This window comes from Pseudomonas sp. LAP_36 (genome assembly GCF_019456785.1).
In the GTDB taxonomy this organism is placed as follows: Bacteria; Pseudomonadota; Gammaproteobacteria; order Pseudomonadales; family Pseudomonadaceae; genus Aquipseudomonas; species Aquipseudomonas tritici.
Window position 1 is genome coordinate 607,188 of sequence record NZ_JAHZMS010000002.1, and the last position, 25,809, is coordinate 632,996.

The following is a 25,809-nucleotide window of genomic DNA, read 5'->3' on the forward strand; positions in this document are numbered from 1 at the left end:
CCTGTAGGAACGCGGACTATCCCCTACCCCAACTTCGCCACAATGTCGTCTTTGATCAACAACCGTTTCTTCTTCAGCTTCTCCACCTCTTCATCGCCGGCGCTTGCTGATTCTGCCTTCAGCACCTCCTTGTCAGCGTCGTCGTATTGAGTGAGCAGCGAGTCCAGGCGTTTGTCATTTGCCCTGCGTTCGTGAACGACTTCCTTGCTCAACCCCAAGTCCTGATACAGGTCGTGTTTCACTGGCATGGCGTACCTCCGCAAGTTGATCAATGGCTTACGCCCTAGAAGCTAGACCATTGCGAGGGGTCTTGTCATGTTCGGGGTCAATACATCCCCGTTCGTCGCGGCATCGGCGATGCGATCAAACCTTCGTGGCGCCCCGCCCTCCACTGTAGATAGACACTCGAGGGAGACCGGATTCATGAATCACGCTGCCACCGCTGTCGACACGCAATGCATCAACACGATCCGCACCCTGGCGATGGACGCCGTGCAAAAGGCCAATTCCGGCCATCCGGGCACGCCCATGGGCCTGGCGCCAGTGGGCTACACGCTGTGGAGCCGCTTCCTGCGTTACCACCCGGAACATCCCGACTGGCCCAACCGTGACCGCTTTGTGCTGTCAGTGGGGCATGCGTCGATGCTGCTGTATTCGCTGCTGCACTTGGCCGGCGTGGTCGAGATTGATGAACATGGCAAGCGTTCCGGCCAGCCGGCGATCAGCCTGGACGACATCAAGCAGTTCCGGCAAGCCGGTTCAAAAACCCCAGGCCACCCTGAGTACCGCATGACCACCGGGGTCGAGACCACCACCGGCCCACTCGGCCAAGGCTGCGCCAACAGCGTGGGCATGGCGATGGCCGAGCGTTGGCTGGCCAAGCGGTTCAATCGCGAAGAAAAAGCCTTGTTCGACTACAACGTCTACACCCTGTGTGGTGACGGCGACATGATGGAAGGCATCAGCAGCGAAGCCGCGTCGATGGCCGGGCATTTGAAGCTGGACAAGCTGTGCTGGATCTACGACAACAACACCATCAGCATCGAGGGTCACACGGAGCTGGCGTTCAGCGAAGACGTGATCAAGCGCTTCCAGGCGTATGGCTGGCACACGTTGCACGTGACCGACGCCAACGACTTGCAAGCCCTGAGCAATGCGTTGGAAGCCTTCCATTGCAACCGCGGCGCGCCGACCCTGATTGTGGTCGACAGCGTGATCGGTTATGGCTCGCCGCACAAACACAACACCGCCGCCGCCCACGGTGAGCCCTTGGGCGAGGATGAGATTCGCTTGACCAAGGCCGCGTATGGCTGGCCGGAAGACGCCAGCTTTCTGGTGCCCGATGATGTCCGCACGCACTTGCGTGATGCCTTGCTTGACCGCAGCGAGTCGCTGTATGAAAAGTGGGCCGAGCACCTGTTGCAACTTGAGCAGTACGAGCCGGAATTGGCCGATGAATTGCGCCGCATGCGTGCCGGGGAAATGCCGGAACACTGGCAGAAACACCTGCCCAGCTTCGATACCGACGCCAAGGGTGTGGCCAGCCGTGCCGCCGGTGGCGAAGTACTGAATGCGTTTGCCGAGCAAATCCCCTGGTTGCTGGGCGGCTCGGCGGACTTGTCGCCGTCGACCAAGACCAACCTGACCTTTGAGGGCGCCGGCCGTTTCAGTGCCGACGACTACAGCGGGCGCAACCTGCACTTCGGCATTCGTGAACACGCGATGGGCGCGATTGCCAATGGCATGGCGCTGTCCTATCTGCGCCCGTACACCTCGACGTTCCTGGTGTTCAGCGACTACATGAAGCCGCCGATCCGCTTGGCGGCGATCATGGAACTGCCGGTGGTGTTTGTGTTTACCCATGACTCGATTGGCGTGGGTGAAGATGGGCCGACGCACCAGCCGATCGAGCACCTCACGCAGTTACGCTCGACACCGGGACTGTTGACCCTGCGACCCGGTGATGCGAATGAAACCCTGGAGCTGTGGAAGGTGGCCCTGGCGCAAACCCATCGACCGAGTTGCATGGTGTTGTCGCGCCAGCCATTGCCGACGTTGGACCGTACGAGGTATGCAGCGGCGTCCGGCGCGGCCAAGGGGGCTTATGTGTTGGCGGGTGGCGATGAGCCCGAAGTCCTGTTGTTGGCGACGGGCAGTGAAATCAGCCTGGCCGTGGCTGCGTATGAGCAACTGAAAAGCGAAGGGATTGCTGCGCAGGTAGTCTCCATGCCCAGCTGGGAGTTGTTTGAAGACCAGGACCAGGCCTATCGCGACAGCGTATTACCGCCGGCAGTGAAAGCTCGGGTGGTGGTCGAACAGGCGGGGCCTTTGGGCTGGGATCGGTATGTGGGGCAGACCGGGGCCAAAGTGGTGATGAACAGCTTTGGCGCGTCGGCGCCGTTGGCCAAGTTGCAGGAGCAGTTTGGGTTTACGCTGGAGAATGTGGTTAAGCAAGCCAAGGCACAAATCCAACTGACTCAACACTGATCAAAACGGTGGGAGCTGGCTTGCCTGCTCCCACCGTTGATCTTCAGTGTCGGTTAGATCAGCTCACGAGCCAGGAATGGCGCGGTGCGGCTGGTCTTGCTTTTGGCGACTTTCTGCGGTGTGCCGCAAGCCACTACCTTACCGCCCAAATCCCCTGCCCCCGGCCCGATATCAATCACCCAATCACTCTGCGCCACCACGCGCATCTCATGCTCCACCACAACCACCGTATGCCCCGAATCTACCAGCTGATTGAGCTGGATGAGCAAGCGGTCCACGTCCCGTGGATGCAGCCCCGTCGTGGGCTCATCCAGCACGTATAACGTGGCGCCCCGCGCATTGCGTTGCAACTCGGTCGCCAGTTTGATGCGTTGCGCTTCGCCGCCCGACAGCTCGGTCGCCGGTTGCCCCAGGCGCAGGTAACCCAGGCCGATATCCCGCAGCACCTGCAATGAACGCAACACACTGGGTTGTTCGGCAAACACGTCGACCGCCTGCTCCACCGTCAGCCCCAGGACCTGGGCGATGCTCAAGCCCTGCCATTTGATAGCCAACGTCTCGGGGTTATACCGCGCGCCGTGGCAGGTCGGGCATGGCGCGTACACGCTGGGCATGAATAGCAGCTCGACGCTGACAAACCCTTCACCCTCGCAGTTCGGGCAACGGCCCTTGGCGACGTTGAAGGAGAACTGGCCGGCGTCGTAATGACGCTTCCTGGCTGCCGGCGTGGCGGCGAACAGTTTGCGCACGTTGTCGAACAGCCCGGTGTAGGTCGCCAGGTTGGAGCGCGGGGTGCGGCCGATGGGTTTCTGGTCCACCTGCACCAGGCGGCGGATCAGCTCGAGCCCGGCGCTGATACGTCCACCGCTGGTTTGCGGCGTGTCGTCTTCCAGGCTCGGCTCATCGTCGTTTTCCACCACCCGGCCGAGGCCGCTGCCTACCAGCTCCAGCAGCGCCTGGCTGACCAGGCTGGACTTGCCCGAACCGGAAATCCCGGTGACTGCCGTGAAGCAGCCCAGCGGGAAAACGACGTTAAGGGCCTTGAGATTATTACGCGTCACGCCTTCCAGCTTCAGCCAGCCGGAGGGCTCGCGGCGTTCCTGATTCGACACGCGCTTTTCGGCGAACAGGTATTCACGCGTCTGCGACGCCTCCACCTGCGCCAGCCCCGCCGGCGGCCCGCTGTACAACACTTGCCCGCCATGCTCACCGGCGGCCGGGCCCACGTCGATCAGCCAGTCGGCGCGGCGCATGGTTTCCAGGTCGTGCTCCACCACAAACAACGAGTTGCCCGCCGCTTTCAAACGATCCAGCGCGGTGAACAGCGCCTCGCCGTCTGCCGGGTGCAGGCCTGCCGACGGCTCGTCCAGCACATAGATCACGCCAAATAATTGCGAGCCCAGCTGTGTGGCCAGGCGCAATCGCTGCAACTCTCCGGACGATAAGGTCGGTGTGCTGCGCTCCAGGGACAAATAGCCCAAGCCCAATTCGGTCAAGGTACTGACCCGCTCGAGTAAGTCCTGGGCGATACGTTGCGCGGCCAGGCGTTTTTCCACCGATAGCTTCATCTTGTCCTGCCCCGCCGCCACCGGCCGCAGCAACTCGGCCAGTTGCGCCAATGACAACTGCGACAACTCACCGATATCCACCCCGGCGAACTTCACCGACAGCGCGGCCCTGGTCAGGCGTTTGCCCTCACATAACGGGCAAGCGCTGCCCTGCATGAACTGCGAGACGCGCTTTTTCATCAACGCGCTTTGGGTGTGGGTGAAAGTGTGCAGGATGTAGCGTCGCGCGCCGCTGAAGGTCCCTTGGTAGCTGGGCTCAAGCTTGCGCTTGAGCGCATCGCGGGTCTGTTCGGGGGTGAAGCCAGCGTATACCGGGACGGTGGGGGTTTCTTCGGTGAACAGGATCCAGTCGCGCTGCTTTTTCGGCAGGTCGCGCCACGGGATATCCACGTCATAGCCCAGGGTCACCAGAATGTCGCGCAGGTTCTGCCCTTGCCACGCCAATGGCCAGGAGGCCACCGCGCGCTGGCGAATGGTCAACGAGGGATCGGGCACCATCAATGCCTCGGTCACTTCGTACACGCGCCCAAGACCATGACATTGCGGGCAGGCACCTTGCGGCAGGTTCGGCGAGAAGTCCTCGGCGTACAGCATCGCCTGGCCCGGCGGGTAACTGCCGGCGCGGGAGTACAGCATGCGGATCAGGCTCGACAGCGTGGTGACGCTACCCACTGACGAGCGCGCACTCGGCGTACCGCGCTGCTGTTGCAGGGCCACGGCGGGCGGCAGGCCTTCAATGCTGTCCACATCCGGCACGCCGACCTGGTCGATCAGCCGCCGTGCATACGGCGCCACCGACTCAAAATAACGCCGCTGCGCCTCGGCATACACCGTGGAAAACGCCAGGGACGATTTGCCCGAACCCGAGACGCCGGTAAACACCACCAAGGCATCCCGTGGAATATCCACATCGACGTTACGCAAGTTGTGTTCGCGGGCGCCGCGGACGCGGACGAAGCCTGTGTGGTGGGCGGTGATCGAGGGGATGTTGCGCTGTGAAGTCATGGACAACCTTGTTGGGCGGCAAGCACGCTGCGGACCCGTTGCGTCAGGGCTTCGGGGCTGTAGGGTTTGCTCAGCAGATGAATCTCGGGACTCAGCAAATGATTGTTGGAGAGAATGTCGCGGGTGTGCCCGGAAGTGAACAGCACTGCCACGGCAGGCGTTTGTGCGCGAGCCCAGTCAGCCAGGTCGGTACTCTTGACGCGACCGGGCATCACCACGTCGGTGAAAATCAGCTCCGGCTGTACACCGGTCTGTAGCATGTTCATTGCGCGGTCACCGTCTTCGGCCGTGAGCACGGTATAACCCGCCTGCTCCAGCAGTTCCACGACCGTCTCGCGCACGTCTTCGTTGTCTTCGACCACCAGGATTGTTTCATGGCCATGGACATGCGGCAGAGGCTCGTCACAGGCGTCCTCGCACTCTTCGCCGAGGCTGCGCGGGAAATACATCTGCACCACGGTTCCGCGCCCTTCCTCACTCCACACGTCGACATGCCCGCCGCTCTGGCGCACAAAGCCAAACACCATGCTCAGGCCAAGGCCGGTCCCATGGCCGTTACGCTTGGTGGTGAAGAATGGCTCAAACACCCGCGCCAGGATGGCCGGCGGCATGCCCACGCCGATATCGGTAACAGCCAGGCGCACGTACTCACCGGGCTTGATGCTTTTACCCGCGCAATCGCCGGGGTTGAGGATAATGTTCTCGCCGGTGATGCGGATCACCCCCTCACCTTGCATGGCGTCGCGGGCATTGATCGCCAGGTTGAGCAGTGCGTTTTCCAGCTGGTTGCGGTCGACGTTGATGCACCACGAATCCTGGGGCAACTGCACATCGATATGGATGGTTTCTCCCAGCGCCCTTTGCAGCAGTTCGCCGAGGCCCGCGTAAATGCGTTGCGGGTTGTACACCGCCGGCGACAACGGTTGGCGCCGGGCAAACGCCAGCAATTGCGATGACAGCTTGGCACCACGATCCACCGCCGCAATGGCCGCCGCGACACGTCGCTGCACCTGCGCGTTGTCCGGCTCGTGGCGGGCGAGCAAGTGCAGGTTGCCGGCGATCACTTGCAGCAAGTTGTTGAAGTCGTGCGCCACGCCACCGGTCAGGCCGCCGATGGCTTCGAGTTTCTGCGACTGGCGCAACTTATCCTCGGCGGCAGAGCGCGCCTGCACTTCGGCGGCCACACGCTGCTCGAGGTTATGGGTGAGTTCCTGGCGTACCTGCTCGGATTTCACCAGCTCGGTGGTCTCCACCACAATCGCCAACACCCCGGCGGGTTGCTGACTGTCGCCGGCGACAGGGCTGTAATAGAGATCCAGCCACACGGTTTCCGGTTTGCCGTTACGCAACAACACCAGGTCTTTGTTATTGAACGACAAGGTCCCGCCTGCCAGGCAGGTGTCCACCACATGACGGTTGAAGTCGGCCACTTCCGGCCAGCCCAGTTCTACCGGCGTGCCCAGCAGGTAAGGGTGGCGGCCACCCGCAAATACCGAATAACTGTCGTTGTAGATCATGTACCCCGCGCGGCCCCACAACATCACCATCGGCACGGGTGATGCCAGCATCATCTGCACGTTGCAGACCAGGCTGGTGGACCACTGTTCAATGGGCCCCAGGTCGGTGTTCGACCAATCAAATGCGCGGATCCGCCGGGCCATTTCACCGGCCCAGCCTTCACAGCCATGAGAGTTGGATAAAAATTGCATCGGTTGGCTCTGCGCTAAGAGAGGACGGTCGCAAAAATTTGGAGCGCGTCGGACGCGGATGGTTCATCTCTTATAATTTAGGGGGTTACGCCTCCACAAGCCCCCGCCTCAGTGAAAGTCCCGGCTGCGCACATTTATCCCTTCCAACAGCGGCGTCAGGTCGGTAAGCCGGCCGGCGATCAGGTGCCGAACTTCACCCACCGCTTCCCAGCGCCCGTCCACTTTCAACAGGCGCGAGCCCACCAGCGCCTGGCGCTGACGCTCAGCCAGGTCACGCCAGACCACTACATTGAGGTTACCGAATTCATCTTCCAGGGTGACAAAGGTCACCCCACTGGCAGTGCCTGGGCGCTGCCGACCGGTCACCAACCCGGCGACGCTGACGTTGCGCCCATGCTCGACCAGCATCAGCTCTTGGGAACTGCGGCAGCGCCGCTTACGCAATTGCGCGCGCAATAACGCCAACGGATGCGGGCCAAGGGTGGTGCCGACCGTCGCGTAGTCAGCGTGCAGGTCCTCGCCCACCGTGGGTGTCGGCAACTCGACCACGGCTTCGTCGGGGCTGGGCAGACCGGCAAACAGCCCGAGTTGTTTGTGCACCCCCGCCACTTCCCAACGCGCCTTGTGCCGGTTGCCGGCCAGGGCGCGTAAGGCACCGGCATCCGCCAGCAACGCCTGCGCACGCGCATCCAGTCCGGCGCGTTCGTCCAAGTCAGCGATGTCGCTGAACGCCCGACGTTGGCGCGCCGCTTCGATGCGCCGCCCATCTTCTTCGCGAAACCCCGAAATCATGCGCAAACCCATGCGGATCGCCGGCTGCGCACCGTCGATGGGTTCCAGGCTGCAATCCCAGTCGCTGGCCTGCACATCCACCGGGCGAATCTGCAAGCGATGGCGCCGCGCATCCTGCAGGATCTGGTCCGGGCTGTAGAAGCCCATGGGCCAGCTGTTGATCAGCGCACAGGCAAACGCCGCCGGTTCATGGCACTTGAGCCAGCAACTGGCGTAGGTCAGCAAGGCGAAACTGGCGGCGTGGGATTCAGGGAAGCCATAACTGCCAAAGCCCTTGATCTGCTCGAAGAGCTGCGCGGCGAAGGCTTCGGTGTAACCGTTTTTGAGCATGCCAGTGCGCAGGCGTTCGCGGTGCGGCTCCAAACCGCCATGGCGTTTCCAGGCGGCCATGGAACGGCGCAGCTGGTCGGCCTCGCCAGGGCCGTAGTCGGCGGCGACCATGGCGATCTGCATCACTTGCTCCTGGAACAGCGGGATGCCCAGCGTGCGCTTCAGCACCACTTCCAGCTCCGGCGAGGGATAGGTGGTCTCCTCCTCATTATTACGCCGACGCAAATAGGGATGCACCATGCCGCCCTGGATCGGCCCCGGCCGCACGATGGCGACCTCAATGACCAAGTCGTAGAACGCCTTCGGGCGCAACCTGGGCAACATCGACATCTGCGCCCGCGACTCGATCTGGAACACGCCGATGGTATCGGCCTTGCTGATCATCGCGTAGGTCGCCGGGTCCTCCTTGGGCACCGACGCCAGGCTCAAATCCCGGTGGCGATGACGACGCAGCAAATCGAAACAGCGGCGGATCGCGCTGAGCATGCCCAAGGCGAGAATATCCACCTTGAGCAAGCCGACGGCGTCGAGGTCGTCCTTGTCCCACTGGATGATGGTGCGCTCGGCCATGGCCGCGTTTTCCACCGGCACCAGGGTGTCCAGCGGGTATTCGGAAATCACAAAGCCGCCAGGATGCTGGGACAGGTGCCGGGGGAAGCCGATCAGTTGCTGGGTGAGCGTGAGCACACGACGCAGGATCGGGCTTTCGGGGTCAAAACCGGCTTCACGCAGGCGCGCCAGGGGCGGCGTATCGTCGCTCCAGCGCCCGCAACATTCGGCCAGCGCGTTGATCTGGTCGGGCGGCAAGCCCAAGGCCTTGGCCACATCGCGTACCGCGCCGGTCGCGTGGTAACTGCTGACCACCGCCGTCAGCGCCGCGCGAGTGCGGCCGTAGCGCTGGAACACGTACTGCAGCACTTCTTCACGGCGTTCGTGTTCGAAGTCCACGTCGATGTCCGGCGGCTCATTGCGCTCCCTGGAGAGAAAGCGCTCGAACAGCAGACGGGTCAGGCTCGGGTCGATCTCGGTGATGCCCAAGGCAAAACACACCGCCGAGTTGGCCGCCGAGCCCCGGCCCTGGCACAGGATCGAACGGCTGCGGGCGAACTGCACAATGTCATGCACCGTGAGGAAGTAGCTTTCGTAGCCCAGCTCGCTGATCAGCGCCAGTTCGTTGTTGATCTGCTGCAAGGTCTTGGCGTCGACACCCTGCGGCCAACGCTGGGCGATGCCTGCTTCGGTCACGGCGCGCAGCCAGGATTCGGCGTTGTGGCCGGCGGGCACCAGCTCGCGTGGGTAGTGGTAGCGCAATTGGCTGAGGTCGAAGGTGCAACGACGGGCGATCGCCTGGGTTTCGTCGAGCAACGACGCGGGGTACAGCGCGCTTAGCGCCTCCAGGCAACGCAGGTGCCGCTCGCCATTGGGGTGCAGCCGCGTGCCGGCTTCGGCCACCGGTACGTGATGACGGATGGCGGTCATGGTGTCTTGCAGGGCACGGCGGCCGCGCGCATGCATATGCACATCACCGCAGGCCACCGCCGGGATTTTCAGGCTGGCCGCCAGTGCCAGGCGCTGCTCAAGGTGGCGCGCATCGTCCTGGCCGCAATGCAAATGCACCGCCAGCCACAAGCGCCCGGCAAAGGTGCGGCGCAGCCATTGGATCTCGGCTTGAGTGCTGCTGTCTTCGGCGACCCACAGCGCCAGCAGGCCGGACAACGGTTGCTCGAAGTCCTCCAGCAGCAGGCGATAGCTGCCTTTTTCAGCACGTCGCCTGGCCAGGGTGATCAAGCGGCACAGGTGCTGGTAGCCGCTGAGGTCTTCCACCAGCAGCACCAGTTTCGGGCCGTTCTCGATGCGCATCTCGCTGCCGATAATCAGCGGCAGCTCCACCGCCTTGGCCGCCTGCCAGGCACGCACGATGCCCGACAGCGTGCATTCATCGGTGATCGCCAGGGCGCTGTAGCCTTGGCGCTTGGCCCGTTCGAACAACTCCAGCGCACTGGACGCACCGCGCTGGAAGCTGAAGTTGGACAGGCAGTGCAGCTCGGCATAGCTCATGCAAACCAGCCTTGCAGCCACAGCCCATCGCTTTGCCCCACGGTGCGATAGGCCCAGCCTTGCTGGCCGGCGCGGGTCTGGATCAGGTAGTAATCACGGCGGATATCGGCGCCGTCCCACCAGCCGGATTCGATGCGTTCCGGGCCCATGAGGATGTGCACGCTGTGCTCGGCCAGCAGTGTGGGTTCGTGCAGCAGCCAGCCGGGCCGTTGCACCTTGTTCAAGGCCTGGCACGGGTTTTTATCCGCCGCCGCTTGCCAGGCGCATTCTGGACGATGGTCGGCGTGAAAGCGCAGGCCCCGCACGGCCTCATCCCCCAAGCGCGCGCGCAGGCGCTCGCGCAATTGTTCCCACGGCAGGGTCTGTTGCGGGCGGTCGTCGAACAGGTCATGGCGCTGCGGCACGAACACTGGCAGGTCCTGGGCCACCAGGCGAAAGCCGCGTACCGGCGAGGTCACTTGAACGTGCTCCAGGCGGCCACGGGCCAATTCAAACAGCATCGCCGGTTCACGCTCGGCGCTGAGCAGGCCGACCTTGATCACAGTGTCCGGCGCCTGGGCGTGTTCCAGGTGCAGGTCGAAACGCTGCACGCCACTGTCGCGACCGCACAGAAACGCGGACAGATCGCCGGTCAACCGTCTTAAAGGAAACAGCAGCGCCTGGTGGGATTGCACATCGAAATTCAGCTCGATACGCACATCAAACTGGTCCGGCGGCTGATAGAACGCCAGGGCCAGCGGACGCTGCCCGGTCAGTGCGTCCAGGTGCTTGAGCAAACTGGCATCAAAACGTCGCGCCAAGGTATGCCGGGGCAACGCCTGCACCTGGGCCAAGCAGCGCAGGCCCATGCGCGACAGGGCCGTGGCGGCCTGTGGTTCGAGCCCGGCGCGGTCGATGGGCAGCGACGCCAGGGCCTGCATCAGGACGTCATCGGTAACCGCCAGGCCATCATCGATATTCGCCAGCACCCGCGCGGCGGCCGGGTTGGGCGCAGCGACGATCCGGTGACGAAAACCCAGTTCGGTCAATTCCTTGCGCAAGCGCGCTTCGAACCGCGGCCACGGCCCGAACAGCCCCAGGCTCGATTCGATCTCGAACAGCAAGGCACGCGGGTAATGCAGGCTGACTTGGGAGCTGAACTGGTAGGCCCAGGCGGCAAGGAACTGTTGGTAGCGTTCGATCTCGGCAGGGTCGTATTCGGCACTGGCAAAGGTCTTGGCCAGGGCATTCGCTGCCGTCAGGGATTGGCCAGGCCGCAGGCCCAAGGCACGGGCGGCGTCATTGACGGTTTGCAGCACGCGTCGCTGCGGCGTGCCGGCCAGCAGGGCCAGGGGTTGGTCCGGTTCAGGGTGCACACGCAGCACCCCGTCCAGCGCCAATTGCGGGAAAACAATACACACCCAGCGCATGGCAACCTCAGTGCCCCGCCAGCGCAATCGGCGCCGGATGAGCCAGACCGCCCCGGCACTTGAGCACTCGCACCTGCGCGGGCTTGGCCTCGACCGCCAGGCGCAAGGCGGCGGGCGATGAGTTGATCGCCTCGCCCAAGGCGCGCCAGGCAAATGCCAGGGTCTGCCCGGTTTCCGCCGCGACTTGCAGACGACGCAGCGCCCGGTCATCAGCCTTGCGCGGCCAGCACAACACCGCGCCGCAACTGCCGGAACGCAGGCACTGCTCCACGGCCCATAAGGCGTCGCGCTCCTCGGCCTGGATCACTGAGAGCAGGCGCAGATCAACCCCGGCGTTCTGCCACGCATGCGGGTATGGCGTATAAGGCGGCGCCACCAACACAATCCGCTCCCCCGCCTTTGATAGGCGCGCCAGGGTCGGCAGCACCAGTTGCAGCTCGCCCACACCCTCCTTGGCCATGAGGATTTCACTCAAGGCCGCCTCCGGCCAGCCGCCCGTGGGCAACACCGCATCCAGCGCCGCCAACCCCGTGGGATGCACACTCGTCGGCGGCGCGGCGGGCCTGCCTTTCCACACGCGGCCGCCATTGAACAGCGTGTCCAGTGCAATCACGGCGCCCATCAGCCTTGCCTCACCAAACCGCAGAACACGCCTTCGATGGCCAGGTCCTGGTCGGGCCCCACCACGATAGGCTGGTACGCGGGGTTGCGCGGCAGCAAGCGCACGCTGTCGCCATTGCGTTCGAACCGCTTGATGGTCACTTCACCGTCCAGGCGCGCCACCACAATCTGCCCATTCAACGCCTCGGCACTGCGGCGTACGCCCACCAGGTCGCCGTCAAGAATGCCATCTTCGATCATCGAGTCACCTTGCACCCGCAACAGATAGTCCGGCGTTTTTGCGAAGGTAGACGGGTCAAGTTGCAGGCGGCTGTGCACTTCGGCATCGGCGCCGATGGGCAAGCCGGCAGCGACTCGACCGAGCACCGGCACATCCAGCCATTCCGGACGCGGTGGCTGGTTGAGCAGGCGAATGCCCCTGGCCTGGTTAGGGTTGACCTCGATAAACCCGGCTTCGGTCAGCGCCAGCACATGCTTGCGCGCCACGCTGCGCGAGGCAAAGCCGAACGCCTCGGCGATCTCGGCGAGGCTGGGGGGCTGGCCTTGCTGCGCGATGCGGTCGCGGATAAAGGTCAGGATGGCGGTACGGCGGGGGGTTAAAGTCGTCATGGAGTACATTTGTACTCCTGTGGGAAATTTCTGACAATAGCCGCCAGTCGCGTGGAGGAAGGACGAGCGTTGTCGAAACGTCCCACGTGATGGTCGGATTACCTCTACTCCCCTCCCCTGAAAAGGTCCGCAAAGTCCTTCGCCTGAATACACAGTGCGAGGGATTGCAGATGGCGTTTTTTGTGTGGGCCCCGGTTGATGGGGCTGTTTCATGATAGGCGTAACCAGCCAAGCCATTGGCTACCTGGTGCTGGCCACCATGGATTCGAAGGCGCGAGACGTCGAAGCCGTTATCAGCGACTTCAAGCGCTGCCTTAATCACTACGACGCCTGGGCCGAGAGTTTTTTCAGCTTTTCGGCATTGGATATCGAACAGGTATTCAAGGTCGGGGATGAAGTGACGCTGGTCGCGCCGATCAGCCCTTCGCTTTTTCCCAGCACCACCACCGCAACCTGCCAGGCCAACGGCACGCTGACCCTGGTGCATATGTTCCAGAGCTCACGGTTCGTGCCCATTGGTAATACGCCCGTGATGGTGCAACGCATCGACCCCAACGGTGGCCCGCTGGGTGAGCCGATCCATAAGACGATTGGCCCCAGCGGCATTCTCGAAATCACAGAATGTGATCGCAACCAGCAGTACCGGGTCAGTTTCTACCCCACTGTTTCCAAAGCGCATTTCAAGGCGCTGTACGCCTCTTATCAGTCGGTTATCGCACCGCTGGAAGGTTGGCTGCGCGCTGAATGGAGCGGCACATTCAAGCCGCTGTGGAAGGGGTATTCCGAAGCCGACTTCCTCAAGCGCTACCTCTCACTGCATCAAGGCTACGCACGCGGGTTTGGTGAGGCGTTGTATTCGCTGTGGGACACCATCAAGCAGCTGTTTCAGTGGCTTTCAGACCCGCTGGGGCATGCCGAAAAACTCCTGCACTACCTGTCTCAGGACCAATTTGAACAGCTGCTGAAACTCGGCACCGAAAGCATCGCAAAAGGCTTGTTGGTGCTGAGCGATGAGCCGCTGCTGTTCATCTATCTGTCGGCGATGGTCAGCTGGATGCGGCTGTTGCCGCCGGCGTACATGAATGAGTTGCTGGGGGAAATCAGCGCTGAAGTATTGATCAATTTGTTGCTGAGTCTTGCCACTGCCGGGATGGGCATGGCGGTGCGCATGAGTGCGAAGGTGCTGGAGGGCATCAAGTCTCACAGGGCGCGCAGGTGGTTGGAACATATGGCCGGGCAGTTCGGGAAGGCTCGCGTGGATGATCATGCAGAGCTGGCCAAGCCGATTCTGTTGGGGGGCCCGGCGATACCGACCAGGGTGATTCCGGATGTGCCGTTAAAGGCTGGGGATCAGGTGGTTTCCAATCCGGTGTCGATGGTTCGGGACAAGGCCCAGCGGACGGTGTTGGTGCGGCAGGAACCTGTCGACGATACGCCTGTTGTTGCGAAGAACCCGGCTGGGGATGCGGCGGCTGCTTCGGATAAGACCGCTACCAATGGCTGCCCGGTGTCGATGGTTACTGGGGAGGAATTACTGACGCTGACTGATGGTGCACTCGATGGGATTCTGCCGTTTGAGTGGACTCGGTTGTATCGCACCAGTGCGGTGGAAGTGGATTGCGGGTTGGGGTTTGGCTGGAGTCACTCGCTGGCGCATCGGCTCACGGTTTCCGGTGATTCGGTGGTGTGGACAGATCATGAAAATCGGTCGACTACCCTGCCCTTGCCATCTGTTTCTCGGCCCGCGATCACCAACAGCCTGGCCGAAGCCGCGATCTACCTGGGGTCTTTGCCTGATGAGTTGGTGCTGGCTCAGGCATCGCGTTTCTACCACTTCCGCGACGGTGTGCTGACAGCGATCAGCGATGCGTATGACAACCGATTGCGCATTTTCCGTAACTACCTGGGGCAGATCGAGCGGCTGGATAACGGTGTGGGGCGCTCGTTGTTTTTGCGCTACGCGTCGGGCCGCATTGTTGCGGTGGATTACCAGGTTGAGCGGGCTGTGGATGACGGTCCGTTTGTCTGGGTGACAGAGCAGAACGTTGTTTCCTACGCCTATGACGATGTCGGGCGGTTGGTTTCAGCGACCAATGCTGTAGGTGAAAGTGAGGTTTATCGGTACGACGAACAGCACGTCATTCTTGAGCGCGGACTGGCCGGTGGGGCGAGTTTCTTTTGGGCGTGGGAAAGGTCTGGCAAGGCGGCGCGGTGTGTCCGGCATTGGGCGAGCTTTTCGCAGATGGACACGCGGTATGTCTGGGATGACGACGGGCAGGTCACGGTTCATAACGCCGATGGCAGCCAGGAAGTCTACGTGCATGACCAGCGGGCGCGGCTGGTGCAGCGGGTGGATCCGGATGGTGCTGAGCATTTCAAATCCTACGATAACAAAGGCCGGCTGACGGTTGAGCAGGATCCGCTGGGGGCGGTGACGGCGTATCAGTATGACGAAGCTGGGCGCTTGGTGGCGTTGTTTCCGGGGGATGATGAGCCGACTTCCTACGAGCATGAGAATGGGTTCGTACGGGTTGTAAGGCGGGGTCTGGCGGTTTGGAAATATGAGCGTAATGACCAGGGCGACGTTACGCGTAGGACCGATCCAGACGGTCATTCCACGGACTACAGCTACAACAAATACGGCCAGCTAATTGGGGTTTGGTTTCCGGATCACAGTTGTCAGCGGCTGGTCTGGAATGAGCGTGGGCAGTTGCTTGAAGAGCAATTACCGAATGGCGGCGTAAAGCGCTATCGCTATGACGATCTGGGGCGGCAGATTGCGCGTGAGGATGAACAGGGTGCGCTGACCCAGTATCAGTGGGACAGCGTTGGGCGATTAGTCCAAATCGTCTTGCCGAGCGGTGACACGCGCATATATTCCTACAACGCTTACGGAAAAATCACCGCTGAACGCGATGAACTCGGCCACGTCACCCGTTACGAATATGCCGACGGCCTGCACCTCATTAGCCGCCGCATCAACGCCGACGGAACCCAGGTCAAATACCGTTACGACAACGTGCGGTTGTTGCTGACCGAAATCGAAAACGAAGTCGGCGAAACTTACCGGCTCCAATACCACAACAACGGCCTGATCCAACAGGAAACCGGGTTTGACGGCCAGCGCACTGCCTACGTTTACGACCTCAACGGCAACCTGCAAGAAAAGACCGAACATGGCGACGATGGCAGTCAGTTAGTCACCCGCTACGAGCGCGACCACGCCGGTCGACTCGTAAGAAAAACCCTGCCCGACGGCAACATTGTCGATTACGCCTACGACCGCCAAGGCAACCTCCTCAGCGTCGAAGACGGCCACTGGGCGCTGTCCTACGAATACGATCCGCAAAACCGCCTGACGGCCGAACACCAAGGCTGGGGCACTTTGCGTTACGGCTACGACGCCTGCGGCCAACTTCAAAAATTGCGACTACCCGACAACAACCGCCTCACCTTCAACCACGACAAAGGCGGCCATCTGGCCACTGTCGACTTGAACGGTAAAAACCTCACCTCGCACCTGTTCAAAGCCGGCCAGGAACACCAACGCCAACAAGGCCAACTGATCAGCCATTACCACTACGACGATCAGCAACGCCTGCATGCCCACGCCGTCACCCAACAGCAACACACCCTCTACCAACGCCACTACGACTACGACAAAGCCGGCAACCTCACCCGCCTCAATGACACCCGCAAAGGCGAACACCACTACCACTACGACCCGCTAAACCGCCTAACCCGCGCGAACCATTCCCAAAGCGAGCAGGAACGCTTCGCCCACGACCCCGCCGGCAACCTGCTCATGCAAGACCGCCCCGGTCCGGACATCGTCGCCGGCAACCGCCTGATGATCCAAGGCGACCGCCATTACGACTACGACGCCTTCGGCAACCTGATCCGTGAACGTCGCGGAAAGGGCCATCAACTCGTCACCGAATACCGCTACGACTGCCAACACCGCCTCATCGGCCTCACCCAACCCAACGGCCAAACCGCCAGCTATCGCTACGACCCCTTCGGCCGCCGCATCAGCAAAACCATCGACGGCCTGACCACCGAATTCTTCTGGCAAGGCGACAAACTCATCGCCGAACACCACGCGAATCGGCACCGCAGCTACCTCTACGAACCGGACAGCTTCCGTCCGTTAGCCCTGCTGGAAGGTTTCGGTCCAAAAGATACCAAGCCCTACCACTACCAACTCGACCACCTCGGCACCCCACAGGAACTCACCGCTCAAGATGGCGAAATCGTCTGGTCCGCCCACTACCGCGCCTACGGTGAAATCACCCGCCTCGACATAGGAAAAGTCGACAACCCGCTGCGCTTCCAAGGCCAGTACTTCGACCAGGAAAGCGGACTGCACTACAACCGCCATCGCTACTACAATCCGGATATTGGTCGTTACCTGACGCCGGATCCGGTAAAGCTGGCGGGTGGGATCAACGCCTACCTATACGTCCCTAACCCTACGGGATGGATAGACCCATTAGGATTGAGTTGTAAGATTGGAAATTGCCCTGGCGGCATACTAGATACACACGAAGATGCAGGGGGGCATTTGCTCAAGAAGCACGTTGAGCAGACGGATGCACAATTGTTTGCAAGGCTGGAATTGGAACCACATATTCCAGCGGCATCTACGTTCAGAAACAAAAAGGAAGCAGAAGCTCTTGTTTCTAAAAGCTTAACCAACCGTAGACAGGAAATCTTAAATTTTTTAGAAGGAAAAAAAGATAAACATATCATCAACGAAAGTTCAAACTTTCCGGTAGGATTGAGCGCTATTAGAGGCGCTGAATCGTCCATTCCAGTCTACAACTTCATTCTGGTTCTGAAGAGAAAACCTAAGATGCCAGATGGCTATTTATTACTGACGGGATATCCTGAAAAATGAACCTACCACTGACTGAACTTCAGCAATTTTTTGGCGCCTACTTTAATCAGGATTGGACAGCGGAATACTCTTCAGCCGATGAAGTAATTGGCTCATTCCTACTTGACTCACAAAGAGATGTCATCACCACTGTAAAAATGGAAATAATAGAACTAATAAAAACCTACACAAATGAACCAGAGTTCCAAAATAACTTATTTCATGAACAGCACTGCTACTATTACTACCCTAATCAATGGGCATCAGGACCCTCATGGTTAAATCACATCATTGTTAAATTCGATGAGCACTTACTGAAACAAGAAAACCCTATTTAAAAGCAACCTATGTGGCGAGTTTTCTCGCTCGCCACAATAAATATGCCGCCGAGGAAGAACTGACTCACCACCCTTCTTTCAACATCCGCAACTCCAGATGCTGCAACAGCATGATGGTCTTCCCGTCCGCAATCTCCCCGCTTTGCACCATCGCCAGCGCTTGCTCAAAGCCCAGCTCCAGCACCTCGATATCCTCGCCCTCTTCTTCCAGACCGCCACCGCTGCCCACCTGGTCCCCCGGTTGATATTCACCGATGAAAAAGTGAATCCGCTCCGTCACCGAGCCCGGGCTCATGAACGCCGCATAAACCTTCTCCACATGCCCCACGCGATACCCGGTTTCTTCTTCCGCTTCCAGGCGAATACGTTCCTCGGGGCTCGCATTGTCGAGCAACCCTGCCGCCGCTTCGATCAGGTATCCGTGGTAATCATTGACGAACGTCGGCATCCGAAACTGGCGAATCAACAACACTGTGCGCCGCTCGCGGTTGTACAGCAGGATGGTCGCGCCGTTACCGCGGTCGTACACCTCGCGGGTCTGGGCTTGCCAACTGCCGTCGCGGCGGCGCAGGTCGAAGCTGTATTTTTTCAGCAAGTACCAGTTTTCCGAGAGTGTCTCTTCTGCGGTGATGCGAACGGGGCTGTTGTCCATGATCGGTTTTCTCAAGAAAGTGCCTGCGTTTGTTTGATGCGATCCCAGGCAGCGGCGACTTCTTCGGCGCTGCGGGCCTTGATTCGGGCCAAATCACGGGGGTATTCCACGCCGGGATTTTCCGTAAAGCGCGTGGCGGTAAATTGCCCGTTGCTGGCGCGCAGAATGTAACCCGTGTCGTCGCACTGCGCTGATGCGAGGAACACAACCCCCGGCGTCACCCACTCCGGCTTGAGTTCGTCCGGTTCCTCGGTTACGCCCCACATGCGCGTCTTGGCGACCGGTGAGATCGCATTGACTCTGATGCCCGCCTCAAAGCCTTCATGGCTCAACGCGTTCATGATGCCCAGTTGCGCCATCTTGCCTGCGCTGTAGGCCACCAGCCCGGTCTGTTCATACTGCGCGTACATGGCGCGGTCGGAGGTGGTGAGGATGATGCGCGGCGCAGATGAACGCAGCAGGTGCGGCCAAGCGTGCTTACACAGCCAAAGTGGAGCGTAGAGGTTGATGTCCATGGCACGTTGCAGGAACGCAACGTCGAGGTCAGCGATGTTCTGGTAACCCACCCAGCCAGCATTGTGAATCAGGATATCGAGTTGGCCGAATGCCTCGATGGCGTACGCAACCAGTTGTTGGCAGCCCTCGTTCGTGGACAAGTCACCGCCATGGCCGATGACAGTCAAGCCTTCGGCCTGCAAAGCCTCTGCCGCCGACAGCACCACCGAGGCATCGCTGCCTGCGCCGGCATTGTCGGCGCCGATATCGCTGATCACCACGCGCGCGCCGCCTTGGGCCAGTGCCCGTGCATAGCTGAGTCCCAACCCGCGTGCGCCGCCGGTAACGATTGCGGTTTTACCTGTGAAATCCATGTGCTTGCTCTCCTGTTCGGCCCCCACCCTAACAATCCCGGCACGCATTGTTCAATGCTGTAACACTTTGCAAGCAATCCCCTTTTACGGCTGTCGAATTAATTCCTGCCTGTGTGGGCCATCTGGTAAAAACCCTGCTTCACCTTTTTTCTGGAATCTTCATGTCTTCACGTTTTCTCTCGCGCCTGAGCCTGCGCTGGTTTGCGCTGTTGTGCATGGCGTTGTTGATCGTCGGCCTGCCGGTGGGGTGCTCCGTGCTGCAACACAAGGAGCGCGAACTGGTGTTTCGCATCGAGCCGGGTACCGCCAGCTGGTACAGCGGCTTGCCTAAGGCAGTGCAGGAGTTCGAACTCAAACCCGCCAGTTTCAAATCGGGGCAGAACATCCATGGCTGGTGGTACCCGGCGGACAAGAAGGACGCCCCCGCGATCCTCTACCTGCACGGCGTACGCTGGAACCTGACCGGGCAACTGTTTCGCATCGAACAGCTGCATGCCTTGGGCTACTCGGTGCTGGCCATCGACTATCGCGGCTTCGGCCAGAGCCACGGCGAGCTGCCGTCGGAAACCAGCGTGTATGAAGACGCGCGCATCGCCTGGGAACGTTTCCAGGTGCTGCAACCTGACCCGAGCAAACGCCTGATCTACGGCCACTCCCTGGGCGGTGCGGTGGCCATCGACCTGGCCGCCGAGTTAGGCAAACAAACACCACTGCCGGTTCGCGGGTTGGTGATTGAATCCACCTTTACCTCGCTGGCAGATGTAGCCACGGCGGTGGCCAACACTTCGTTGCCGGTGCGCTGGCTGCTGTCGCAGAAATTTGATTCCATCGACAAGATTGCCGATATCCATATGCCGCTGCTGGTGGTGCATGGCCTTGACGACCGCTACGTGCCGCCGCGTTTCAGCCAACAATTGTTTGAGGCCGCCCAGGAACCCAAACGCCTGTTATTGGTGCCCGGCGCCAGCCATAACAACAGCATGAGCCTGGGCGGTCGCAGTTATGGCCAGGCGCTGGACAAACTGATGCAAGCGAAGATGCCACCGCAGGTTGTCACGCACGCCACAGGCCGCAACGGCGACTCGTAAAAACACTTTCCGGCACTGGGTTCGCGCTTGCCTGTCAAGCGCAAACCCAGCCCATGCTGGGCCAAATCAGAAGTTGATCAAATATTGATCTTGGCTTAAATCGCCAACCCTGCCGGGGCTTCGCAAAGTTATCCACAGAGATACCCACGGTTTTCGTGGACAACTCTTTTTATATTTTTACGTTTTTTTTGCTCAGTAAACGTTTTCTGGAAATGTACCCGGCAACAAAATCTCGCGATTCACATCGCGTATATCGTTATACCCACACAGCGCCATCGACACGTCCAACTCACGGGCGATGATCTCGAGTGCCTTGGTCACGCCCGCCTCGCCCATCGCACCCAAGCCATATAAATGTGGCCGACCGATCATGGTGCCCTTTGCACCCAACGCCATCGCCTTGAGCACGTCTTGGCCGGAACGGATGCCGCCGTCAAGCCACACCTCAATACGCTCGCCCACCGCCTCCACGATTGCCGGCAGTTGGCTGATGCTCGAGGGAGCGCCATCCAACTGACGACCGCCGTGGTTGCTCACCACCAGTGCATCGGCGCCGGAATTGGCGGCCAGGCGCGCATCTTCTACATCGAGGATGCCCTTGATAATCAACTTGCCGCCCCAGCACTTCTTGATCCACTCCACATCGTCCCAGCTCAGGCGCGGGTCGAATTGCTGGGCCGTCCAGGAAGACAGCGAACTCATGTCCGCCACACCGTTTACATGCCCGACGATATTGCCGAAACCACGGCGCTTGGTGCCCAGCATACCCATCACCCAACGCGGCTTGGTGGCCATGTTGAGGATATTCGGCAGGGTCAGCTTGGGCGGTGCCGACAGGCCGTTGATCAAGTCCTTGTGGCGTTGCCCGAGGATCTGCAGGTCGAGGGTCAGCACCAACGCATCCACGCCGGCAGCCTTGGCGCGTTCGATCAATTGTTCGATAAAAGCGCGGTCGCGCATCACATACAACTGGAACCAGAACGGCTTGCCGACGTGTTCGGCGATGTCTTCCAGGGAGCAGATGCTCATGGTCGACAAGGTGTAGCGCAGGCCAAACGCGGCAGCCGCGCGGGCGGTCAGGATCTCGCCATCGGCATGTTGCATGCCGGCCAGTCCAGTCGGTGCCAGCGCCACCGGCATGGCCATGTCCTGGCCGATCATGCTGGTACGGATCGAGCGCTCATCAATATTGCGTGCCACGCGCTGGCGGAATTTGATGCGGGCAAAATCGCTTTCATTCGCCCGGTAGGTGCTCTCAGTCCAGGAGCCGGAGTCGGCGTAGTCGTAGAACATCCGTGGGACACGTTTCTGCGCGAGCTTGCGTAAATCTTCGATGGTTGTAATCAACGACATCTAAGTCACCTCTCCCTGAACTGAACACTGAGAGTAACCGCCCATCGGCTGCTCAACCAGCCATTGCGTTTATATCGGCAGACGCATAATCTCGCACAAACCCGCAAAATGACGCAAAACCATGCACAACACTCATCAAGCCATTGACCTGCCTTCTTTGCGCAAACAGAAGATCCTGTTGTTGCTGGAACGCGACGGCAAAGTCACCGCCTCGGAACTGGTGGACCACTTTGCCGTGTCCCAGGACACGATCCGCCGCGACCTCGGCGAACTTGCCGCCGCCGGCCTGTTGCAACGCGTGCACGGCGGCGCCCTGCCCCGGCCCAAGGACACTGGCAAAGACTTTTTCACCCGCGTTGGCGAGACCAACGAGGCCAAGCGCCGCCTCGCCCGACTCGCGGCCGACCGCGTGCAAGATGGCCAGATCGTGCTGTTCGATTCCGGGTCCACAACGCTGCAGATCGCGCAGTCATTACCCCGCTCGATTCGCCTGACCGTGGTCACAACGTCGCCCATGATCGCCATCGCACTGGCCGACCATCCCGATGTAAAAGTGATCCTCACCGGTGGCCAACTCAACCCGGCGACCCTCTCCACCAGCGGCCACGAAACCGTGCGCCTTATCCAGAGCATCAAGGCCGACCTGCTGTTTACCGGGGTGTGCGCGCTGCATCCGCAAGTGGGCATCAGCTCGCTGCACTTTGATGAAGTGGCGGTCAAGCAAGCTTTGCTCGACAGCGCCTCCCATGTAGTGGCGGTGACCCTGGCGGACAAGCTCGGTGCGGTGGAGCCCTTTGTGGTGGCGCCCTGCAGCCGCATTCATACACTGATTACCGAATGGCATGTGCCGAGTGTGGAAGCGTATGAGCAGTTAGGCTTGGAAGTGTTGCGAGTAGAGGTCGAGTAGTGACAAGGCGTCGGGCGTCGCATGCCCGCTGGCGGTATTGTCGAAGATGCACCACGTGGGAATGCCGGCGTTCGTAGCCTGAACCAATGCCTGCGCAAATGCCTGCACTCGCTCAGGGCCATAAGCACTGTGATAGATACGCGGTGATCCATGCAGGCGCCAATAACTCACGCCCCGCCAACCGCCGGGCACGCCGCCGGTTTCAATCACCGCAGGGTCAGCGGCGACCCTGCCAATTTCAAAATCCTGCAACATCACCTCGGCTGCGAGCCAGGTAGCGTGACGCGGCTCAAGCACCACGGCGCCGGCAAAGCGTTGGCGTAACGCCGTAAAAAAAGCGCTGGCGATGGCAGGTTCATAGCTCAGCGACGGCGGTAGTTGAATCAACAAGCAGCCGAGCTTTTCACGCAGCTGCAGGCTGTGTTCAAGAAACTCATCCAGCGCGGTTTCACAACGCTGCAAGCGCAATTCATGGGTGATGCGCTTGGGCACTTTGACCGAAAAACGAAACGTCGACGGCACTGATTGCGCCCAACGCTCATAGGTCTTTGACAGATGGGGGCGGTAAAACGAGCTGTTGATTTCCACTGCATTGAAGCGTGACGCATAGCGCTGCAAATGCGTGCCCTCGGCCACAAATGCCGGCCAATGCTCACGCGGTAAACTCCAGCCCGCGCATCCCACAAAAAGCGGCGCGGTCAAAACAGCACCGTCGCCGCATCACGCATGAAAATCTCGATGGTTTTAGGTCCCACGCCGTCGAATTCCCCGAGGCGCTTTTCAAACGCCTGCCGGTCTTTACTGGCACTGCGCATCTGGGTGAGCTTGCCGGCGTACTCGGCATTCAGCTTGGCACTGAGGTCCAGCAAGCGCTGCGCGGTGGTTTCGTCATAACGCACGTAGTGAGCACGCCCTAACATTGCGACCAATTCCCGTGAAGTGCAGTGCTGCAACTTGCGTGCAGTGTCGCGACCTTGTTCTTCAACGATCACCTTGTAGGCCTGTGCAGCGATGGGTGCCTGGATCCGCTTGCCCATCAAGAAGCTGGCGATCAACCATTTGAACAGGCTCGCGTCATCATCAGGCTTGAGCTCGATGCCCAATTCAGACGCGCTAATCGCCCGAGCCATGGCTAGTGCCCCAACTTGCGCTCGGCTTTGTCGGCCTGCTCGTTAATGGCATCGGTCTGGCGCTCAGTCTCTTTGATCGAAGTCGGCGTCAGCACTTTATCGACGGTTTCGGTCTTGGGGTTCGGACGGTCCAGGGTCTTCCCCTTGGACGGCTGTTCAATGCCTTTCTGCACGTTTTCCGAGCTGATCGGGTCTGGGGTTTTGTCAGCATTTTTGTGATCGGTCATGGTCAATCTCCTGGCAGTTGCAGCCCGCAAAAGTCCGCGGGCACCTAAGCAGCAGAGGCCACTGAATTTCGATAGTTCAAGAATTCAACCGGGCACGGCCACTGGCGAAATAAGCGCGAATTAAATTAAACCTTTTGCACAGCCGCCCTCTCAACACTCAGGTAACGGCATCAAGCCACCTTTAAGGAGCCACACCATGACTACTCAGTTAATGAAACAAATGGGCCTGACCTTCGTATTGGTTGCAGGCTCGATTTCGACCGCCATGGCCGCCACGTCCAATAGTTTTGTCGACAATGCGGCCGAAGGTGGCATCACCGAAATCGAAGCGGGCAAGCTGGCCCTGCAAAAGAGCAGTTCGGCTGATGTGAAGACCTTTGCCCAACACATGGTGACCGAACACACCAAGGCGAATCAGGAACTGGCGACCCTGGCTAAAAAGCTCGACATCGAAGTACCGGATGATGCTGCCCTGACGGATAAGGCCAAGAAAGCCATCCTGGAAATGCGCGACGAATCGTTTGACGAGGCCTACGCCAACAATCAGGTCGCCGCCCATGAAAAAACCGTCGAGCTGTTCAAGAAAGAATCCACGTCTTCGGACAATGCCGAGTTGAAAGCCTTCGCCACCAAGACGCTGCCAACCCTTGAAGCTCACCTGAAGGCCGCCAAGGATCTGCAAGCCAAATACGCCAAGTAACCCCACGACTCAGGAGGTACTCAAACATGAGTTCGCAACTCAACGGCAAGAACATCCTCATCATCACGTCCAACACGGGTATCGAGCGCGACGAACTGCTTAAGCCCCTGGAAGCGCTACGCGGTTTTGGCGCTACGGTGACCCATGGATCCAGTGAGGGCGGCACCACCCAGACGTTTGTCGGCGACACCGAAAAGGACCGCACCGTAGAGTCAGACGCCAAGCTGTCGGCACTGTCCGGTGCGGATTTCGATGCCCTGGTGATCCCCGGTGGCACCGTCAATGCCGACACCTTGCGCCAGGATGCAGCAGCCTTGAAGTTGATCAACGAATTCGTCACGGCGGGTAAAACCGTGGCAGCGATCTGCCATGGACCGTGGGCGTTGATCGATGCGGGCGTGGTCGAGGGCAAGACCCTGACCTCGTATAAGAGCGTGCGCACCGACTTGGTCAATGCCGGCGCCGCGGATTGGGTCGATGCCGAGACCAAAACGTGCACAGCCAATGGCTGGACGCTCATTACCTCACGCACGCCGGACGACTTGCCGGCGTTCAACGACACGATTGCCAAGGCTGTCGCAGGCTAAACAGCTGGCTTTGAACGCAAACAGGCGCCCAATGGGCGCCTGTTTTTTTTACCTCTGATTTAGCCTCGATGCTGCTCGGGCATCTCACGTTTCGGCCCGAGCACTGCCCATGCAATCAACCCAAACAGCGGCACGAAGATCAGGATTATCAGCCACAACCCCTTAGTCTCCCAGCCACTTGTGCTACGCAACACAACGTTAATCGCCCACAGCTCCGCGAGCAGCAAAATCACCGCCAAACCGATCCAGATATATTCTAATTGCATGAGTCACCTCCTGAGGTCTTGTGCATTAGGTCAAGTATCGGCGCTGAGGGTTCATTAAAAATACCTGCAACAGCTAATACGCCCGTCATTCAGGGTGGAATGCAACCCTCCACGCAGGCAACCATGCAAGCTGCACGACACCCGGCCTGTTCTGTAGCAGCTAACCGCATGATTTATCTGAACATTCAGAAAAATCTCAGGTTGGTACACCTGATGCAATGTTTC

General features: G+C 60.2%; 21 protein-coding genes. 7 read left to right on the forward strand and 14 right to left on the reverse strand.

Annotation, left to right across the window (positions count from 1 at the left end; all coding sequences use genetic code 11):
- Positions 1-23: 23 nt before the first annotated feature.
- A complete protein-coding gene (locus JBO08_RS08335; protein ID WP_065874693.1) occupies positions 24-248 on the reverse strand; it encodes a DUF465 domain-containing protein in 225 nt (74 codons plus the stop codon).
- Between the two features lie 175 nt (positions 249-423).
- Between JBO08_RS08335 and tkt the strand changes: the two genes are divergently transcribed.
- The gene (gene tkt / locus JBO08_RS08340) at positions 424-2,487 is read left to right on the forward strand and encodes a transketolase (protein ID WP_065874694.1); all 2,064 of its coding nucleotides are present in this window, start codon (positions 424-426) and stop codon (positions 2,485-2,487) included.
- A gap of 53 nt (positions 2,488-2,540) precedes the next feature.
- Here tkt and uvrA read toward each other — a convergent pair whose 3' ends face one another.
- From uvrA to lexA, 6 genes are all read right to left on the reverse strand, one after another.
- Entirely contained in the window at positions 2,541-5,060 is a 2,520-nt protein-coding gene (gene uvrA / locus JBO08_RS08345; RefSeq protein WP_220074199.1) for an excinuclease ABC subunit UvrA, read from the reverse strand.
- On the reverse strand, positions 5,057-6,769 hold the full coding sequence (locus JBO08_RS08350) for an ATP-binding protein (protein WP_065880671.1): 1,713 nt from the start codon (positions 6,767-6,769) through the stop codon (positions 5,057-5,059). Before JBO08_RS08350 ends, uvrA begins: the two co-directional genes overlap by 4 nt.
- Before the next feature lie 108 nt (positions 6,770-6,877).
- Positions 6,878-9,970 carry an error-prone DNA polymerase gene (locus JBO08_RS08355; RefSeq protein ID WP_220074198.1) on the reverse strand — a complete coding sequence of 1,031 codons (3,093 nt, stop codon included), beginning with the start codon at positions 9,968-9,970 and terminating at the stop codon, positions 6,878-6,880.
- A complete protein-coding gene (locus JBO08_RS08360) occupies positions 9,946-11,358 on the reverse strand; it encodes a DNA polymerase Y family protein (protein WP_065911047.1) in 1,413 nt (470 codons plus the stop codon). Before JBO08_RS08360 ends, JBO08_RS08355 begins: the two co-directional genes overlap by 25 nt.
- 7 nt (positions 11,359-11,365) lie before the next feature.
- Entirely contained in the window at positions 11,366-11,980 is a 615-nt protein-coding gene (gene imuA / locus JBO08_RS08365; protein ID WP_065880669.1) for a translesion DNA synthesis-associated protein ImuA, read from the reverse strand.
- Entirely contained in the window at positions 11,980-12,597 is a 618-nt protein-coding gene (gene lexA / locus JBO08_RS08370) for a transcriptional repressor LexA (RefSeq protein WP_220074197.1), read from the reverse strand. The genes imuA and lexA overlap by 1 nt, the downstream gene beginning before the upstream one ends.
- Before the next feature lie 202 nt (positions 12,598-12,799).
- On the opposite strand from lexA, the gene JBO08_RS08375 reads away from it, so the two are divergent.
- The gene (locus JBO08_RS08375; RefSeq protein ID WP_220078211.1) at positions 12,800-17,488 is read left to right on the forward strand and encodes an RHS repeat-associated core domain-containing protein; all 4,689 of its coding nucleotides are present in this window, start codon (positions 12,800-12,802) and stop codon (positions 17,486-17,488) included.
- A complete protein-coding gene (locus tag JBO08_RS08380; RefSeq protein ID WP_083207183.1) occupies positions 17,485-17,805 on the forward strand; it encodes a contact-dependent growth inhibition system immunity protein in 321 nt (106 codons plus the stop codon). The genes JBO08_RS08375 and JBO08_RS08380 overlap by 4 nt, the downstream gene beginning before the upstream one ends.
- 64 nt (positions 17,806-17,869) lie before the next feature.
- Here the strand turns inward: JBO08_RS08380 and JBO08_RS08385 are convergent, their stop codons facing one another.
- Entirely contained in the window at positions 17,870-18,457 is a 588-nt protein-coding gene (locus JBO08_RS08385) for an NUDIX domain-containing protein (RefSeq protein WP_065872219.1), read from the reverse strand.
- A gap of 11 nt (positions 18,458-18,468) precedes the next feature.
- Complete coding sequence (locus JBO08_RS08390; protein ID WP_220074195.1) at positions 18,469-19,326, reverse strand: SDR family NAD(P)-dependent oxidoreductase; 858 nt, start codon at positions 19,324-19,326, stop codon at positions 18,469-18,471.
- A gap of 161 nt (positions 19,327-19,487) precedes the next feature.
- Between JBO08_RS08390 and JBO08_RS08395 the strand changes: the two genes are divergently transcribed.
- Positions 19,488-20,414: an alpha/beta hydrolase gene (locus tag JBO08_RS08395; protein ID WP_220074194.1), complete on the forward strand. Its 927-nt coding sequence runs from the start codon at positions 19,488-19,490 to the stop codon at positions 20,412-20,414.
- Positions 20,415-20,606: 192 nt separating this feature from the next.
- Here JBO08_RS08395 and JBO08_RS08400 read toward each other — a convergent pair whose 3' ends face one another.
- Positions 20,607-21,767 carry an alpha-hydroxy acid oxidase gene (locus JBO08_RS08400; protein ID WP_220074193.1) on the reverse strand — a complete coding sequence of 387 codons (1,161 nt, stop codon included), beginning with the start codon at positions 21,765-21,767 and terminating at the stop codon, positions 20,607-20,609.
- A 121-nt stretch (positions 21,768-21,888) separates the two neighbouring features.
- On the opposite strand from JBO08_RS08400, the gene JBO08_RS08405 reads away from it, so the two are divergent.
- On the forward strand, positions 21,889-22,674 hold the full coding sequence (locus JBO08_RS08405; protein WP_065872210.1) for a DeoR/GlpR family DNA-binding transcription regulator: 786 nt from the start codon (positions 21,889-21,891) through the stop codon (positions 22,672-22,674).
- Here JBO08_RS08405 and JBO08_RS08410 read toward each other — a convergent pair.
- From JBO08_RS08410 to JBO08_RS08420, 3 genes are read right to left on the reverse strand one after another with little or no spacing between them, the layout of a single operon-like run.
- Positions 22,639-23,376, reverse strand: coding sequence for a DUF72 domain-containing protein (locus JBO08_RS08410; protein WP_065882041.1), 738 nt, complete (start codon positions 23,374-23,376; stop codon positions 22,639-22,641). The two genes, JBO08_RS08405 and JBO08_RS08410, sit on opposite strands and share 36 nt — an antisense overlap.
- A complete protein-coding gene (locus JBO08_RS08415; protein ID WP_065882039.1) occupies positions 23,373-23,804 on the reverse strand; it encodes a DNA methylase in 432 nt (143 codons plus the stop codon). Before JBO08_RS08415 ends, JBO08_RS08410 begins: the two co-directional genes overlap by 4 nt.
- A gap of 2 nt (positions 23,805-23,806) precedes the next feature.
- Positions 23,807-24,031 (reverse strand): hypothetical protein, encoded by a 225-nt coding sequence (locus JBO08_RS08420; RefSeq protein WP_065882037.1) that lies wholly within the window; start codon positions 24,029-24,031, stop codon positions 23,807-23,809.
- A gap of 196 nt (positions 24,032-24,227) precedes the next feature.
- Here JBO08_RS08420 and JBO08_RS08425 point away from each other — a divergent pair, with 196 nt between their 5' ends.
- Positions 24,228-24,731 carry a DUF4142 domain-containing protein gene (locus tag JBO08_RS08425; protein WP_065890822.1) on the forward strand — a complete coding sequence of 168 codons (504 nt, stop codon included), beginning with the start codon at positions 24,228-24,230 and terminating at the stop codon, positions 24,729-24,731.
- A gap of 26 nt (positions 24,732-24,757) precedes the next feature.
- Complete coding sequence (locus JBO08_RS08430) at positions 24,758-25,318, forward strand: type 1 glutamine amidotransferase domain-containing protein (RefSeq protein WP_065872204.1); 561 nt, start codon at positions 24,758-24,760, stop codon at positions 25,316-25,318.
- A 59-nt stretch (positions 25,319-25,377) separates the two neighbouring features.
- Here JBO08_RS08430 and JBO08_RS08435 read toward each other — a convergent pair whose 3' ends face one another.
- A complete protein-coding gene (locus tag JBO08_RS08435; protein ID WP_065872203.1) occupies positions 25,378-25,584 on the reverse strand; it encodes a PLDc N-terminal domain-containing protein in 207 nt (68 codons plus the stop codon).
- Between the last annotated feature and the right edge of the window lie 225 nt (positions 25,585-25,809).

Bases quoted from the DNA above. Each gene is read 5' to 3' on its own strand.
- JBO08_RS08415 (WP_065882039.1), bottom strand. From the start codon at position 23,804: ATGGCTCGGGCGATTAGCGCGTCTGAATTGGGCATCGAGCTCAAGCCT.
- JBO08_RS08430 (WP_065872204.1), top strand. From the start codon at position 24,758: ATGAGTTCGCAACTCAACGGCAAGAACATCCTCATCATCACGTCCAAC.
- tkt (WP_065874694.1), top strand. From the start codon at position 424: ATGAATCACGCTGCCACCGCTGTCGACACGCAATGCATCAACACGATC.
- JBO08_RS08405 (WP_065872210.1), top strand. From the start codon at position 21,889: ATGCACAACACTCATCAAGCCATTGACCTGCCTTCTTTGCGCAAACAG.
- JBO08_RS08390 (WP_220074195.1), bottom strand. From the start codon at position 19,326: ATGGATTTCACAGGTAAAACCGCAATCGTTACCGGCGGCGCACGCGGG.
- JBO08_RS08360 (WP_065911047.1), bottom strand. From the start codon at position 11,358: ATGCGCTGGGTGTGTATTGTTTTCCCGCAATTGGCGCTGGACGGGGTG.
- JBO08_RS08380 (WP_083207183.1), top strand. From the start codon at position 17,485: ATGAACCTACCACTGACTGAACTTCAGCAATTTTTTGGCGCCTACTTT.
- JBO08_RS08385 (WP_065872219.1), bottom strand. From the start codon at position 18,457: ATGGACAACAGCCCCGTTCGCATCACCGCAGAAGAGACACTCTCGGAA.
- JBO08_RS08420 (WP_065882037.1), bottom strand. From the start codon at position 24,031: ATGACCGATCACAAAAATGCTGACAAAACCCCAGACCCGATCAGCTCG.
- JBO08_RS08335 (WP_065874693.1), bottom strand. From the start codon at position 248: ATGCCAGTGAAACACGACCTGTATCAGGACTTGGGGTTGAGCAAGGAA.
- JBO08_RS08425 (WP_065890822.1), top strand. From the start codon at position 24,228: ATGACTACTCAGTTAATGAAACAAATGGGCCTGACCTTCGTATTGGTT.
- JBO08_RS08350 (WP_065880671.1), bottom strand. From the start codon at position 6,769: ATGCAATTTTTATCCAACTCTCATGGCTGTGAAGGCTGGGCCGGTGAA.
- lexA (WP_220074197.1), bottom strand. From the start codon at position 12,597: ATGTACTCCATGACGACTTTAACCCCCCGCCGTACCGCCATCCTGACC.
- JBO08_RS08395 (WP_220074194.1), top strand. From the start codon at position 19,488: ATGTCTTCACGTTTTCTCTCGCGCCTGAGCCTGCGCTGGTTTGCGCTG.
- JBO08_RS08400 (WP_220074193.1), bottom strand. From the start codon at position 21,767: ATGTCGTTGATTACAACCATCGAAGATTTACGCAAGCTCGCGCAGAAA.
- JBO08_RS08435 (WP_065872203.1), bottom strand. From the start codon at position 25,584: ATGCAATTAGAATATATCTGGATCGGTTTGGCGGTGATTTTGCTGCTC.
- JBO08_RS08375 (WP_220078211.1), top strand. From the start codon at position 12,800: ATGATAGGCGTAACCAGCCAAGCCATTGGCTACCTGGTGCTGGCCACC.
- imuA (WP_065880669.1), bottom strand. From the start codon at position 11,980: ATGGGCGCCGTGATTGCACTGGACACGCTGTTCAATGGCGGCCGCGTG.
- uvrA (WP_220074199.1), bottom strand. From the start codon at position 5,060: ATGACTTCACAGCGCAACATCCCCTCGATCACCGCCCACCACACAGGC.